Source organism: Rhodococcus sp. GQ147, assembly GCF_059759155.1.
In genome coordinates, this window is record NZ_JCAXDU010000009.1 from 72,058 (window position 1) to 87,836 (window position 15,779).

The 15,779-nt window shown below is 66.6% G+C and carries 8 protein-coding genes (1 of these 8 running past the window's edge); 4 read left to right on the top strand and 4 right to left on the bottom strand.

The window, feature by feature from the left end; genetic code table 11:
- Positions 1-5,240 carry the 3' end of a non-ribosomal peptide synthase/polyketide synthase gene (locus AC6CID_RS12315; protein ID WP_498354017.1) on the top strand. 25,321 nt of this gene lie to the left of the window's left edge, so the window shows 5,240 of its 30,561 coding nt (coding positions 25,322-30,561); its start codon lies off the left edge, out of view; it ends in the stop codon at positions 5,238-5,240.
- Between the two features lie 7 nt (positions 5,241-5,247).
- Here AC6CID_RS12315 and AC6CID_RS12320 read toward each other — a convergent pair whose 3' ends face one another.
- Entirely contained in the window at positions 5,248-6,126 is an 879-nt protein-coding gene (locus AC6CID_RS12320; protein ID WP_217579500.1) for an esterase/lipase family protein, read from the bottom strand.
- 115 nt (positions 6,127-6,241) lie between these two features.
- On the opposite strand from AC6CID_RS12320, the gene AC6CID_RS12325 reads away from it, so the two are divergent.
- Both AC6CID_RS12325 and AC6CID_RS12330 read left to right on the top strand, forming a co-directional pair.
- Entirely contained in the window at positions 6,242-7,216 is a 975-nt protein-coding gene (locus tag AC6CID_RS12325) for an alpha/beta hydrolase (protein ID WP_217579501.1), read from the top strand.
- Positions 7,217-7,310: 94 nt separating this feature from the next.
- Complete coding sequence (locus AC6CID_RS12330; RefSeq protein WP_138844359.1) at positions 7,311-8,261, top strand: hypothetical protein; 951 nt, start codon at positions 7,311-7,313, stop codon at positions 8,259-8,261.
- A 58-nt stretch (positions 8,262-8,319) separates the two neighbouring features.
- Here the strand turns inward: AC6CID_RS12330 and AC6CID_RS12335 are convergent, their stop codons facing one another.
- Positions 8,320-11,475, bottom strand: a complete 3,156-nt coding sequence (locus AC6CID_RS12335) for a (Fe-S)-binding protein (protein ID WP_498354018.1) — start codon at positions 11,473-11,475, stop codon at positions 8,320-8,322.
- Between the two features lie 434 nt (positions 11,476-11,909).
- Here AC6CID_RS12335 and AC6CID_RS12340 point away from each other — a divergent pair, with 434 nt between their 5' ends.
- Positions 11,910-12,608: a DUF8020 domain-containing protein gene (locus AC6CID_RS12340; protein WP_498354019.1), complete on the top strand. Its 699-nt coding sequence runs from the start codon at positions 11,910-11,912 to the stop codon at positions 12,606-12,608.
- A 331-nt stretch (positions 12,609-12,939) separates the two neighbouring features.
- On the opposite strand, the gene AC6CID_RS12345 is transcribed toward AC6CID_RS12340, so the two are convergent.
- Together AC6CID_RS12345 and AC6CID_RS12350 are read right to left on the bottom strand one after the other, a co-directional pair.
- Positions 12,940-14,247 (bottom strand): S1 family peptidase, encoded by a 1,308-nt coding sequence (locus tag AC6CID_RS12345; protein ID WP_217579503.1) that lies wholly within the window; start codon positions 14,245-14,247, stop codon positions 12,940-12,942.
- A 166-nt stretch (positions 14,248-14,413) separates the two neighbouring features.
- The gene (locus tag AC6CID_RS12350) at positions 14,414-15,745 is read right to left on the bottom strand and encodes a S1 family peptidase (protein WP_006553037.1); all 1,332 of its coding nucleotides are present in this window, start codon (positions 15,743-15,745) and stop codon (positions 14,414-14,416) included.
- Positions 15,746-15,779 lie beyond the last annotated feature (34 nt).

Genomic DNA, 15,779 nt, shown 5'->3' on the forward strand with positions numbered 1-15,779 from the left:
TCGCCTACGTACTGTTCACGTCGGGCTCGACAGGGCGGCCGAAGGGCGTCGCGGTTACGCACGCCGCTGTGGTCAACCAACTTGCCTGGATGCAAGAGCAGTTCGATGTCGGACCCTCCGATGTGGTGTTGCTCAAGACTCCCGCGACCTTCGACGCTTCGGTGTGGGAGTTCATGCTGCCGCTGATCTCCGGTGCCCGCCTCGTGATCGCATCGCACGACGGACACCGCGACCCCGCCTATCTCGCTCGGGCGCTGGTGGACTTCGACATCACGATCGCACAGTTCGTACCGATCGTGCTCGACGCCGTGCTCGATGAGTCGACGGAGCCGACCCCGGCATTGCGAGCGGTGTTCGCCGGCGGAGAAGCATTGTCGTCGGCGACCGTCGAGCGTGCCCGTTCGAAGTTCGGCGCGGACGTGCACAATCTCTACGGCCCAACCGAGGTGACGATTCAGGCGACGCACCGTGAGGCGAGCGCCGACGACGACGTCGTGGTTCCCATCGGTACACCTGTATGGAACACGCACGCGCGTGTTCTGGACGCGCGACTGCGCCCCGTGCCCGTCGGCGTGATGGGCGAACTGTATCTGTCGGGCATCCAGGTCGCGCGTGGATACGAGGGACGTGCGGGACTGACTGCCGAACGTTTCGTGGCCGACCCGGCCGGTGGTACCGGCGAGAGGTTCTACCGCACCGGCGATCTCGTTCGGTGGAACCGCGACGGCGAACTCGAATACGTCGGTCGCAACGACCTGCAGGTCAAACTGCGCGGCCAGCGCCTCGAGATCGGCGAGATCGAAGCGGTGCTGCGCGGCACGGATCGGATCGCGGCAGCAGCGGTCGACGTCCGGTCGGATCAGCTGGTCGGTTACATCGTTCCGGTGGGTGACGTCGACGCGACCCAGCTGCGTGGCGCTCTAGGCGAAGTGCTGCCGTCGTACATGGTTCCGACACAGTTCGTCGTGCTGGATTCGTTGCCCCTCAATGCGTCCGGAAAGCTGGATCGGAAGGCGCTACCGGCTCCGGAGCTCGAGGAGCGGGAGTTCCGTGCCCCGGTCACGGAAACCCAACGTGCTGTCGCATCGGTGTTCGCAGACGTACTCGGTGTCGAGCAGGTCGGCCTGGACGACGACTTCTTCGCCCTCGGCGGCAACTCCCTCGTGGCGACCCAGGTCGTGTCCCGTCTCGGAGCGGCCGTCGAGGCGCGGGTCCCGTTGCGTTCGTTGTTCGATGCGCCGACCGTCGAAACTCTCGCTGCGAACCTCGAAGGACGGGCCGGTGCCGGTGCTGTGGTTCCGCTGGTGGCACAAGAACGTCCCGATCAGATTCCGCTCTCACTCGCCCAGCAGCGGATGTGGTTCCTGAACCGGTTCGATCCGGAGTCGGCGGCGTACAACATTCCATTTGCAATTCGCCTGAGCGGCGACCTCGACATCGAGGCCCTCGAGAGAGCGATGCGGGAAGTGATTTCCCGGCACGAGGTGCTGCGCACGGAGTATCCGGAAGTAGACGGCGTGGGCACCCAGAAGGTGCTTCCTGCAGGTTGGATACCGGCCGGCCTCGAACCTGTTCGGGCGGCTGATGAGGACGAGCTACGACTCCGCGTCACCGAGCTTCTCACCAGTGGTTTCGACGTCACGAACGCGCCGCCGATTCGTGGTGCACTACTGCGGATCGACGAGGACGAACACGTCCTTGCGCTGGTTGTGCACCACATCGCTGCCGATGGGGTTTCGATCGGACTGTTGGCGCGGGACGTCGTCGTTGCCTACACCGCTCGCATCGCAGGGCAAGCTCCCGCATGGCCACCGCTCGAGGTGCAGTATGCGGACTTCGCACTGTGGCAACGTGCCGTGCTCGGTGACGAATCCGATCCGGACTCGATGATATCCCGACAACTCGATTACTGGACCGGGTTCCTTGCGGATCTGCCGGACGCATTGGATCTTCCTACCGATCGGCCACGCCCGGCGACTCGGGGCGGGTTGGGCGCACGCGTCGATTTCACGGTCCCGCCGGAAGTCGTGGCTCGCGTCAGGCAGCTCGCCGCCGCGCAGCACGCTACTCCGTTCATGGTGGTGCACACGGCCTTGGCGGTGCTGCTGGCCCGATTGTCAGGTACCGCCGATATTGCGATCGGCACTCCGGTGGCCGGTCGTGGTGAGCGCGCGCTGGATGACCTGGTCGGGATGTTCGTCAATACTCTGGTGTTGCGGACCGAGGTCGACCCGAGCTCGTCTTTCCGTGAGTTGATGACGGCCACGACCCGGGCGGATCTCGAGGCGTTCGCGCATGCGGATGTACCGTTTGAGAAATTGGTGGACCGGATCAACCCGGTACGGTCCCAGTCGTTCTCTCCATTGTTCCAGGTGATGCTGGCCTTCCAGAACTACACCCAGTCTGCAGTCGAAATCCCCGGACTTTCCCTTTCGGCGTTGGAATTCGATCGCAAGTCCGCGCAGTTCGATTTGTCCTTCAGTCTTGCCGAGACGCCGGGCGGTGACGGGTACCTCGGTCAGATCGACTACGCCACAGACATTTTCGATGCAGACACCGTCGATCTGATGGCGGAGCGCCTGGTCCGGCTTCTCTCGACGACGACCGCCGATCCGGATCTCTTCATCGGTGATGTGGACGTAATGGAGGATGCCGAGCGGCACCGCATCCTGACAGAGTGGAACGACACCGCGGTACCGGTAACCGATGCTCTCCTGCTCGACGGGTTCACCACTCAGGCGCAGCGCACGCCGCACGCACCGGCAGTTGTGTTCGGCGACGGTGTCCTCGACTACGGCGAGTTCGATCGTCGGGTCGACGCGCTCGCCGGGTACCTCATCGGACATGGGGTCGGGCCCGAAGTGTTGGTCGGCGTCTGCATGAGTCGGTCGCCGAACATGCTGGTCGCGATCTATGCGATCCTGCGTGCAGGTGGGGGATATCTACCGATCGATCCGGAACATCCGCTCGACCGGACGGCGTACGTCCTCGCGACCGCAGCACCGTTGCTGACTCTCACCACGGCAACGGATGGAGCTTCGCTTCCGGCGTCTGCAGTCGCGGTGGACGTCGAGACGATCGATCTCGATGCGCACGACGTGAGCTCGGTTCTCCCGGTTGCGCCGCACCCGGACAACACGGCGTACGTCATCTTCACGTCGGGATCGACGGGGCGACCGAAGGGCGTCACCGTCTCGCACCGATCGGTCGTCAATCAGATCGCGTGGATGGCGGAACGGTACGGCCTGGGTCCGGGAGATACCGCGCTTCACAAGACACCGATCACGTTCGATGCCAGCGTGTGGGAGCTGTTCTACCCGCTGCAGATGGGTGCGCGTCTCGTGATCGCGGAGCCCGGCGGCCACCGGGACCCGGAGTATCTGGTGCAGGTCGCACGTCGGTGGGATGTGTGCATCATGGAGTTCGTCCCATCGATGTTGGCGTTGTTCGTTGCGGACGAAGGACTCGAGCTTCCGTCGTCGCTGCGGTATCTTTCGGCGGGCGGTGAGGCGCTCTCGCCGGATCTCGTTGCACGTGTCGTGTCGCGTTCGGATGCGGTACTGGACAACACCTACGGCCCGACCGAGGTGACTGTGACGTCTACGGCGTTCCGATGTGTGGGCACGGAATCCGTGTCGGTTCCGATCGGTGTACCGCTCCGCGGTGTCCGTGCCTACGTGCTCGACGGACGTCTGAACCCGGTCCCGGTCGGAGTGCAGGGCGAGTTGTACCTGTCGGGCGTCCAGGTGGCGCGCGGGTACATCGGACGAGCCGACCTGACGGCCGAGCGCTTCGTCGCGGACCCGTTCACGACCGGAGGTGGCCGGCTCTACCGCACCGGTGACAGGGTGCGATGGAACGCCGACGGCATGCTGGAGTACCTCGGCCGCACCGACTTCCAGGTCAAGGTGCGCGGTCTGCGGATCGAACTCGGGGAGATCGAGACGGCTCTGACGGGCCTGCCCGAGATCGGACAGGCAGCCGTCGTGGTGCACGAAGGTGAATTCGGTCCGCAGTTGGTGGCCTATGTTGTTCCTGCTGCGGGCATAACCGTCGAACTCGACAGCGTTCGTGACGCACTGGGAGCATCCCTTCCCCGGTACATGGTCCCGGCGCAGTTCGTCGTTCTGGATGCGCTACCGCTCAATGCGTCCGGGAAGCTCGATCGCAGGGCATTGCCGGAGCCCGAACTCGCGGCGCGGGAGTTCCGGGCGCCGGTGACGGACAGCGAGCGTGCCGTGGCATCGGTGTTCGAGGACGTGCTCGGAGTCGAGCGGATCGGCCTGGACGACGACTTCTTCGGACTCGGTGGCAATTCGTTGGTTGCAACCAAGCTCGTCTCCCGGTTGAACGCGGAACTCCCCACGCGAGTACCTCTGCAGTGGCTGTTCCGGGAACCCGGCGTCGAAGGACTCGCGGCGCTCATCGATCGTGAAAGTGCCGGTGACGTCGAAGAGTCCGTGGCCCCGGTCCTGCCGATCCGGAGGCAGGGTGCGGGTACGCCGCTGTTCTTCGTCCACCCGATCGTCGGATTGTCGTGGTGTTACACCGCCCTCGCGCGTCAGCTCGATCACGACGCACCCGTCTACGGTCTGCAGACCCCGGCCGTCACCGAGGACGACTTCGAGCCCGCCACCCTCGACGAACTCGCGGCGCGCTACGTCGATGAACTGCGGGCCGCGCAGCCCGAGGGGCCGTATCGGTTGTTCGGCTGGTCGCTCGGCGGCGTGATCGCCCACGCGATGGCCGTTCGTCTGCAGGCGGAGGGGGAGCGTGTCGACACGTTGGTGATGCTCGACAGCTTCGCCGGCAACGGTGCACGGACGGGCGAGTCGAGCGATGTGTCGATGAGCGAGCTGCTCGCCGGATTCGGACTCGACGATGCAGACGCAGCCGGCGCTGAGGACATCGACGACCTCGTCACGTCCGTCGCCTCACTTACGGGCAACACCGAGGACGACACGAGACGTGTGATGACCAGGCTGGTCGCGGCGGCACAGCGGAACTCCGAGCTGATGGCGGGCCATCGGCCGGGGACGTACGACGGCGACATCGTCTACTTCACCGCCGCAGCCGACGACCCGACCGGAACACGCGGCGCGTCCGGCTGGAACGCGGCCGTGACGGGTGCCGTCGACAACCATCAGGTGCCGGCGACGCACTGGCAGATGACCTCACCCGACGCGCTCGACGTCATCGTGCCCGTGCTCGACGCGGTGCTCTCCGAGCGGGAGAGCTGAGGTGCTGTCAGTCGACGCAGCCGGTCGGCGCCGGAACGGTCTCGTCGAGGGTGGAGAGCACGAGCTCCGCGGTTAGCCGGTCGGCGAGCATCTCCAGGTGCGTGGTCTTCGCGGAGGAGCACACGTCCTGCAGAACGATGTCGGTGACGTTCGGGTCCTCGCCCAGGCCGCTCGTGTACGGCTGCACCACGTCGTCGTGGGCGGTGAGGATGTTCGTGTACTCCACCGACTCGACGAAGCGGCCGGTCGCGGCGAGATCCTCGAGGAACTGCGAGCCGGGAAGCATGTCGGCGCAGGCGGGGCAGGTCGCGTATTCGAAGTCGCGCATCATACCGTCGCTGGTGACGATGGTCGTTCCGTCCCACAGGGGAGCGAGCGACACGAGCCGGTCGACCTTGCCGGCGCCGCCGTCACCGATCCACTTCGACGCGACCAGCGTGCCCTGCGAATGGCCGACGATGTCGACCTTCTCGGCGCCGGTCTGCGCGAGCACCTCGTCGACGAATGCGGAGAGCTGATGTGTGCTCGGCTCGAGCGGCGCCATCCCACCCAGAGCGCTGACGGGCCACGGACCGGGGAACGCGCCGAAGGTCGGAGCGAAGACGCAGTAGCCGGCGTTGGCGAGCAGAGGCGAGAACGTCTGCCACGCGACCTGCCGGTTACCGCTGGTGTTGTGGACCAGCACAACAGGATTGGGCTTGTCGGGGGTCGGGCGGCAGTTCGGGTCGTTCGATCCGGGAGCCGAACCACCCGGATTCTCGAGCTCCAGAGCCACCGTGTCGGGAAGTTCGTACGGCACGGGCAGCGTGGCAGGCGAGGCGGCCGCCGTGCCGGAGCCGAGAAGACCCGCGGCGAGAACGGTCAGCAGGAGCGATCGGCCAAACACGGGTCATCCTTCGAACAGTGACGACTATCGGTAAGTGCACTGCGGCCCTATAAGGTGTTCCGGGGGCTGCGCAGGGGAACGGAATCGGAGTATATCTATGCGGCGGATATCCGCGTTGGCTGTCGTGACGACCGTCGTGGCGTCGACCTGGGGACTCGGAGCGTCGACGGCGTCCGCAGAACCCGATGAGGCCCGGCTCGTGAGCACTACGGTCGTCGACGACCAGCAACTCGACATCGAGGTCTACTCGCCGTCCATGGACGAGAACATCGAGCTGCGGATCCTGCGCCCCACCGACACCGTCACTCCAAGCCCCACGCTGTACGTGCTGAGCGGCGTCGACGGCGGGTCGTACAACAACAGCTGGATGGACCAGTCCGACATCGTCGACTTCTTCTCCGACAAGCACGTCAACGTCGTCATCCCGAAGGGCGGCGAGTCGAGCTACTACACCGACTGGAAGCACGACGACCCGAACCTCGGCCGCTACAAGTGGGCCACCTTCCTCACCGAGGAACTACCGCCCGTCGTCGACAGCACCTACGCGACCACCGGCACCAACGGCCTGATCGGCTTCTCGATGTCGGGCACGTCGTCGCTCAATCTCGCGATTGCCGCACCGGATCTGTACGACGCGGTGGGCAGCTTCAGCGGCTGCGCACGCACAAGCGACCCCCTCGGCCAGGCCTTCGTCACCACGACCGTCGTCAACTTCTTCGGCAACCCGCTCAACATGTGGGGTCCGTTCGACCACCCCACCTGGGTCGCCAACGATCCGTACATCAATGCGGAGAAGCTGCGCGGCACCACCTTGTACCTGTCGTCGCGCACCGGCCTGCCCGGCCGCTACGACAATCTCGAATCCGAGTGGATCAAGGACGAGGAAGACCTTACCGACGTGGTCATCAAGGGCGGACTCATCGAAGCCGCAGCGGCCGACTGCACCCGACGCATGGCGACGCGCCTCGACGAACTGGGCATCCCCGCCACCATCGACATCCACGACGACGGCACCCACAACTGGGGCTACTGGCAGGACGACCTGCACAACTCGTGGCCCGTCCTCGGTCCCGCGATCGGCGCGTCCTGACGGTTCATCCACAGGCGGTCGGTTCATCCACAGATCCGGCCGATTCGTCCTCGTAGGCACCTGCGGCCCGGGGCGACGGGCGATGCTAGGCGCCATGGGGGAGTTGATTCTGCGGCGCGAGGCAAATGCGCGCGGCGTCACCGATGCGGAGATCCGACGTCTGGTGCGGAACGGAACGTGGACTCGGCTCGCGTCGGGAGTCTTCGTCCAGTCCGACCAGTATGCGGGGGCCGACGATCACGCTCGACATGCTCTTCGGGCACGGGCGTTCATCGCCAATGCAGGACCGACCTCGGCGCTGAGCCACGTATCGGCCGCGGTGCTGCACGGGCTCGACGTCTGGCAGATCCCACTCGACGATGTGCACCTCACCCGCAACGCGCCGAGTGGAGCGCGGAGGACGCCCGGCCGCGCCATGCACGCGGCGCTCTTCCGTGAGGCGGACGTCGTGGATCGGAGGGGAGCGCGGGTGCTGTCGGTCGCACGGACGATCACGGATGTGGCCGCAACGGTGCCGGTGGAGCAGGCCGTCGTACTTGCCGACAGTGCGCTGCGAGCGGGGCTGGTTGCCTCCGACGAGCTGACCCGTTCCGTGGAACGGATGGGGAGTCATCCCCGCATCGCGCATGCGCGTCGTGCCGTGCAGCTGTCGAGCGGGTGCAGCGACAGCGCCGGCGAGTCGCGGAGCAGGGTTCTGTTCGTCCGTGAGCAGATCCCGATGCCGCTCACGCAGGTGGACGTCTTCTGCGCCGACGGCAGGTGGCTCGCTCGCGTCGACTTCCTGTGGCCGGAGCACGGTGTGATCGGCGAGTTCGACGGTCGGATCAAGTACCGCCGCGACGGGGTCGCGACCACCGCCGCCGAGGACGTGGTCTACCGCGAGAAGCTGCGGGAGGACGCACTGCGTCACGCGGGGTGGACGGTGGTGCGGTGGACGTGGCAGGACCTCGGGACCCGCGGCGCCGTCGCAACGAAGGTGCGGGAGGCGTTCGCACGGGCGGCGCGGGGGAGCGGGCCGACGGGGAGGTACGCAACAAAGAAGTAAGGCTCGCAACGCCAGCAGTCACTGCCAGCGTTGCGAGCCTCAACCTCGCGTTGCGTACCTACTTGCGGCCGGGTGCCTTCGCGCCGGGCTTGAAGCCGAGCGCGCCCGGCTTCGCCTTCGGTGCCTCGACCTCCGGCTTCGCCGGGGTCGCGGGCGCCTCGGGCTCAGCCGGAGCCTCGGCGACCGGCTCGGGTTCCGGCGTCGGCTCCGCCTTCGCCGGAGCGGCAGGCGCAGCCTTCTTCGCGCCCGGACCCTTCAGACCGCTCTTGAGCTGCAGTCCGCCCGGCTTCGCCTGCGGGATCGCCGACTCCTTCGGCTGCTCCGCAGCAGGCGCCTCGGCCGTAGACGACTCCGCCGCGGGAGCCTCGGCAACAGGTGCCTCCTCGGCAGGTGCCGCCGGAGCCGCCTTCTTGGCGCCCGGTCCCTTCAGGCCGCTCTTGAGCTGCAGTCCGCCCGGCTTCGCCTTCGGCACCGCGGGTGCCTCGGCAGCGGGAGCGTCCGACGACTCGGCAGGAGCGGCGGGAGCAGCAGGAGCGGCCGGCTTCGCAGCGCCCGGGGCCTTCGCGCCCGGTGCCTTGAGACCGCCCTTCATCTGCAGCCCGCCCGGCTTCGCCTTCGGCGCTGCCGCTGCCTCGGCCGCAGGAGCAGCCTCGGACGACGCGGCCGGAGCCGCAGCCTTCTTCGCGCCCGGACCCTTCAGGCCGCCCTTCATCTGCAGGCCGCCCGGCTTAGCCTTCGGCGCTGCCGGCGCCTCGGCAGCTTCGGCAGCAGGAGCCTTCGCGCCACCGGGTGCCTTCGGTCCGCCCGGAGCCTTGAGGCCGCCCTTCATCTGCAGGCCGCCGGCCTTCGGGACACCGGTGGTCTTCGGAGCAGCCGGCGCTGCCGCTGCCGCCTCGACCTCCTCGACGCGCTCCTTCTCGACCTCTTCCGCGGTCTCCTCGACCTCGACCGGAGTCTTCGGCTGCTGGACCACCTTGAGGTTGTCGCTGAGCTTCGCAGCCTCGACGCGAGAGATCGACTCGAGCATGAGCTGCGCAACGTCGATGACCTCGACGCCCTCGCCCTTGCCCTCTTCCTGACGCGCCGTCACACCGTCGGTGAGCATGACGCGGCAGAACGGGCAGCCCGTCGCGATCTTGGCGGGATTCGTGGTGAGCGCTTCGTCGACACGGTCGATGTTGATGCGCTTACCGATCTTCTCCTCCATCCACATGCGGGCACCACCGGCACCACAGCACATGGACCGCTCGCCGTGACGCGGCATCTCGACGAGCTTCGCACCCGACGCCGCCATCAGCTCACGCGGAGCGTTGTAGACCTTGTTGTGCCGTCCGAGGAAGCACGGGTCGTGGTAGGTCACGTCCTGGCCGACGGCCTTGACCTGGACCAGCTTCTTCGCCCGCACCAGACGGTTGAGCAGCTGCGTGTGGTGGACGACCTCGTAGCTGCCACCCACCTGCGGGTACTCGTTGTTCAGCGCGTTGAAGCAGTGCGCGCAGGTCACGACGATCTTGCGCTTGCTCTGCTCGACGCCCTCGAACACACCGTTGAGGACCTCGATGTTCTGCTGCGCCAACTGCTGGAACAGGAACTCGTTGCCCGCGCGGCGAGCGGAGTCGCCGGTGCAAGTCTCCTCGGCGCCGAGGACCATGAACTTCACGCCAGCGGTCGCGAGGAGCTCGGCGACGGCCTTCGTGGTCTTCTTGGCGCGGTCCTCGTAGGCACCGGCACAGCCGACCCAGAAGAGGTACTCGTAGCCGTCGAAGCTGTCGGCCTCCTGGCCGAAGACCGGGATGTCGAACTCCATCTCGTTGATCCAGTTGAGACGGTCCTTGGCGTTCTGGCCCCAGGGGTTGCCCTTGTTCTCGAGGTTCTTGAACAGACCCGCGAGCTCGGACGGGAAGTCCGACTCGATGAGCACCTGGTAGCGACGCATGTCGATGATGTGGTCGACGTGCTCGATGTCCACCGGGCACTGCTCGACGCACGCACCACAGTTGGTGCACGACCACAGGGTCTCGGTGTCGATGACGGGAGCGAGCTCGCCTGCTTCCAGCAGTCCCTCGGTCTCGCCGACGAGCTTGCGACCCGACTCCTCGCGAGCCGACGCCGGGATCTTCGCCAGCTTGGCCTCGTCCGGGTTGCCCTCGGCGTCGACCAGGCCGACCTCGTCGCCACCGAGATCAGTGCGACCACCGGCGAGCAGGTAGGGAGCCTTGGCGTAACCGTGGTCGCGCAGCGACGTGATGAGCAGCTTCGGCGACAGCGGCTTACCGGTGTTCCAGGCGGGGCACTGCGACTGGCAACGACCGCACTCGGTGCAGGTCGTGAAGTCCAGCCAGCCCTTCCACGTGAAGTCCTCGATGCGGCCGGCACCGAAGGTGTCCTTGTCCGGATCGGCGTCTTCCATGTCGACGGGCTTGCCGCCGGACATCATCTGACGTGCGGCACCGAGGGCGGGACCGCCGTCGTCCTCACGCTTGAAGTAGATGTTGAAGAAGGCCGAGAAGCGGTGCCATGCGACACCCCACGTGATGTTGCGGCCGACGATGTAGAGCCACACCATGCCCGACATGAGCTTGATGAACGCGAAGACCGACACGAGTTCAGGGCTCTCCGGAAGGATCCGGGCGACCTGCATCGTGAAGAAGTCGGTGTAGGCGTTGTGGTGGTGGTAGGTGGCGATCTTGCCGGCCTTCACCAGGATCATGCCCAGGCCCTCGAGCAGCACGACCGCTTCGACGAAGTAGGCGGCCTTGAAGTTCGAGCCGCTGAAGCGCGACATCCGACCGGGCTGACGTGGATGATTGCGCTGGCGGATGTAGATCAGCGTCAGGATGCCGATCACCGTGCCGAGGCCGAGAATCTCGTCGATGAAGTGATAGACGACGGTGTCACCGATGAGGGGCCAGTGGAAGCTCGGGTCGAACGTCTGGCCGTAGGCCTCGAACCAGACGATCGCGCCGAGCATGAAGCCGACCATCACCAGCCAGTGCGCCCAGCCGACGGTCCGGAACTTGACCATCTTCGTGTGCGCGAGGAATTCGACGACCATCTGCTTGAAGCGCGGGAAGAACGGCCGCCAGCGGTCCGGAGCCGGCTGGCCGACCCGGATCGTGTTGACCATCTTCAATGCGCCGCTGATGAACGTGAACCAACACACGAGGCTCAGCAGCACGCCGATCGTGCCCAACGTAATCGTCAGGGCATTCATACGTGGCCTTTCGTGTCGGGGGCGGCGTCGTGCCGCCTGGTATGAGTCACCGCATCGTAACGCAAGCTAAGTTACCCACCGGTAACTTGGTCTGAACTGGAGTTACCCGCCAGTAGCAAAATCTGCGTCGAATCGGAGACCGTGTGCCCGGACACGCTAGAGGTCAAACGCGATACCGCCGTCGCGCAGGATGTCCTAACTCGCCCGAAACGAGGCGTGTGTCACACGGAGGTCACGACACGCTCTACCGGCCACGATGCGGTGTCCATTCGGACAAAGGGGTATAACGCTCCGGATGTGATGTCGGTTATGATTTGCCCGGTACGTGGGGTTCGCACGTGGGATGCACACGTCGGGGGACGTAGAACTCCAGGTCGATACAGCAGAATGGGGGCGTCTTAACAGGCGTGCGCCATGTCACAGAACGGAAAAAGATGAAGCTGAAGAAGCTTGCCGCTGTGGCGACGATGACGATCGCCGCCATGGGCATCACCGCCGGAACTTCGTACGCCGCTCCGGCCGCAGCCGACGAAGACGCGATCAACTACGAGGTCCGGCCCGAGGGTGAGTCCGTCGTGACCGTCATCGACGCAGGTTCCTTCCAGGTCTCCGGAGACGGAAAGAGCGTCGAACTGCAGGACGACGAGGGCAACGCAGTCCTCAGCCTGCCGCTCGCGATCCAGCTCGGCGATCTGCAGCTGCCCTTCGAGCGTGAGGTGAGCGAGGACGGCAAGACCCTGACGCTGACCCCGGTCACCGACTTGTCCAAGACGGTCCCGGTTGCTCCCGAGGACAAGGTCGGACCGTCGCTCACCCCGGTGGCGCTGAAGCTCACCGATGTCGCATCGCCCGAAGAGAACCTGAAGTCGCAGCAGAACTTCGTGTCGCAGTTGGGCATGGCCACCGCTATCGGCACTGTCGCGGGCGCGATCATCGGTTGCATCGTCGGAGCGATTCCCGGAACGATCGTGCCGGGCGCAGGGACCATCCTCGGCTGTGGTGCCGGTGCGGGCGTCGGTGGCACCATCGGCGCGTTCACGGCTGGCGGCCCGACGGCTGTCATCGCGGGTATCGCGGTGGTCCAGGATCTGCTGGCGGCTCCGGGAACCACGCAGTGGGCCGAAGGTAAGTAAGCAGTAGTACGAAACGGCCCCGTCGCCCTGCAGGGCGACGGGGCCGTTTCGTATGCAGATCAACCGGCCAGGAAAAGCCTGATCAGATTCCACAGCACCTGCTGATCCGTGAGCAGCACCGCAATGCTGCCCACGATCGATGATCCCAGCACTTCAATCTCCCTCTGTCCTGCGGTCCACTCGTCCGGTCCGACCGATCGGGCGAGCCTATCCGATTCGATCTTGGTGCCCGAACGACGCTCCGAGAAGGGCGCAATCTGCGGAGATGAGACGAAACGAGGCCCGGCCTCCGCGGTGCGGAAGCCGGGCCTCGTCGTCGTGTGGACTCGCGCTACCAGGTGCGGACCTTCAGGCCCGGGTTCTCGGCCAGGACCGTCTTGATCGGCGTGGCGAACAGCTCGGGGCTCTCACCGAGGAGGCCGCTGACGAACCCGGCGATCTCGCACATGCCGTACTGGCCGACGTTCGAGGCGCTGGAGATGCCGAGGGCGAGAGTGCCGGTGACGAGGGTGCCGCCGCTGTCGCCCTGCAGGGCGCACAGGTTGGTGGAGAAGCCGTTCTCGAGCACGCGGTGGCCGATCTCGACGTTCTGGTTGGCGGCCGTCACGACGCCGCAGCTGTAGCCGGTGCGCAGGCCCGACTTGCAGACCGGGGTGCCGACGACGGGATCCGCGACGCCCGTGATGGGCAGCGGAGCAGCGAGCGGAACGCGCACACCGTTGTTCTCGAAGCGGGCTGCGGCCTCGGCGGAGGGACGGATCAGCGCGTAGTCGCTGCGGTCGAGCACCGTCTTCTCGAACGAGCCGAGGTGCTGACCCAGGTTGTCGCCGACGAGCTGGTGGACCTGGGACGCCCATCGCGTACCGGCCTGGGCGCGGTTGGGGTCGCAGTGACCGGCGGTGATGTTCACAGGACGTCCGCTGCCGTCCTCGGCGTTGAAGCCGAGCGAGCAGCGGAGCCCTTCGCCGGCACCGAGCGCGGCGTAGGCGTCGCCGCCGAAGAGCGCGTCGGGCGCGCCGAGGCCACCGGCGATGGGCTGCAGGTCGGTTGCGCCCTCCGGGGTCAGTTCGGCGGGAGCGAACAGCACGCGCACGCCGTCGAGGAAGTCGGGGAGCTCGACGCCGGACACGTTGTCGGTGCGCACGACGACATCGTTGTTGACCACGTCGACGGCGATGCCGCGGATGACATCGGCGACGGCGGGCGGCTGGGTCTCGAGCCAGTCGCCCAGCGCGCCGAGCTGATCTTCGAGGGCGTCCTCGCTGCGCTCGGTCTCGGCGACGGTGAATCCGGCATCCTCGGCGGCCTTGCGGGCCTCCTCGAAGCCGTCACCTTCGGTGAGGCCGACGGTGGCGGTGCCCTGGTCGTCCAGCCACACACCGGCGAAGACGGCTTCGAACTGCTCCCGTGCCTTCTCGGCGAACGCGGCGAGATCCTGGCTGCGCTGCGCATCGGCGAGGAAGCGCTCGGCATCGATGTTCAGGTCGCGCTGCAACGCCTCGACGAGCTCGGCCGGCAGAGACGATGTCTGCGCCGGTTCGGTCTCGGGTTCGGCCTGCGCGATGGCAACGGCAGGGCCGAGGAGCAGCAGTGCGGTCGAACCGATGACGGCCGTCCGACGTGCGAAGGTGCGTCGCATGGATACCTTTCTCGTTCCTTCGCGCATGCACGCGCGAAGGCGCCGTTCCCCCGCGGATCGGCGTCCGTCCGATCCTAAGGGGTGATCGCGGAAGTACGTAGCTACTTCTCGGTTACGTATGAGACTCGTGTGACTGTTGTGACGAACGGCCCAGGTGTTCCGGGCATTATGACGGGTTCGCCGCAGTACGGACTCGGGCGCCGGTGGCGTTCTCGATCTCTTGGATCGGGATGCCGAGGCTGGAGGTGCCACCGTTGGGCGCGAGTACCAGATTCGCCTCGACGCAGTTCGGTGCGCCGGCGCTGTTCGATCCGCTGATCACGCCGAGGGCGAGGGTGCCGGTGACGATGGCACCACCGCTGTCACCCGCGAGGGTGCAGGCGGAGGTCGCGAAGCCGCGGATGGTGCTCGAGAAGCCCGAGTCGTAGGTCAGCTGGGTCTCGATGCGATCGGCGACGACGAGCCCGCACGTGAACGACGACGACTGTCCCGACTTGCAGACGGGCGCGCCGACGACCGGAACGGCCGTGCCGGTGACCGTGAGGGTCGAGCCGTTGCCGCCGCGAACCGACGGGCGGTCCAGGCCCGCCTCGACGCCGGCCTTGTCGAGCGAGACGATGCCGTAGTCGAGGGTGCTGTCGGTACCGACCGTGGACTCGGTGAACTTGCCGATCCGGACGCTCTCGTCGATGTTCGCGCGGTTGGGCAGGTAGACCGTCGAACCACCGTCGGAACGAGCGACCGCGTCGCAGTGACCGGCGGTGAGGTTGACGGCGTCGCCGTCGGCGTCGACACCGTTGAAGCCGAACGAGCAGATGCCGATGCGCTCGATGGGCGTGGCGCGGACGTCGCCGTCGGCGGTGATGTAGGTGTCGCCACCCATCGGGGCCGGATCGTTCGGCGGCATGCCCGGCGACAACTGGACCTGCACGTTCGCCACCAGCGACGGCAGGTTCAGTGCGCGCCCGATCGGCGAGTTCACGATGTCGAGGACGATCTGGTTGTTGAGCACATCGATCGACGCGGAGTTGATCTGCGACGACACCTCGCGCGGGAGCCCCGCCACCCAGCGGTTCAGTTCGGCGAGGGCCTGCTCGAGTCCGTCGGCCGAGACCGGCGCGACCGTCGCCCGGTAGCCGTCCTGGGCTGCCTTCTCGGCGGCCTCGGGGTTCGTGACGGCGATGACGGGCTTGCCGTCCTCGCCGAGCCAGGCGCCTGCGAACTCGGAGGGACGCTCGGAGCGGAAGTCGCGGGCGTAGTCACCGAGTTCCTGCGCCCGCGCGGCGCGATCGAGGTATTCCTCGGGCGTCAGACCCAGGTCGCGCTGGATCGCTTCGACGAGCTCGGCGGGAAGTTCAGCGGAAGGCAACTGTTCGGCGGGCGCGGCGTTCGCTGTGGCGCTCAGAGGCACAGCCAGCAGAACCGCGGAGGCCGCTGCGACTGCGACGCGGCGGGTGGTGGAACGGACTGCGGCGCGCGACGCCGACGAGAGACGCATGGAGGCCTTTCATGTGTGCTCGATGTGCTCTTGA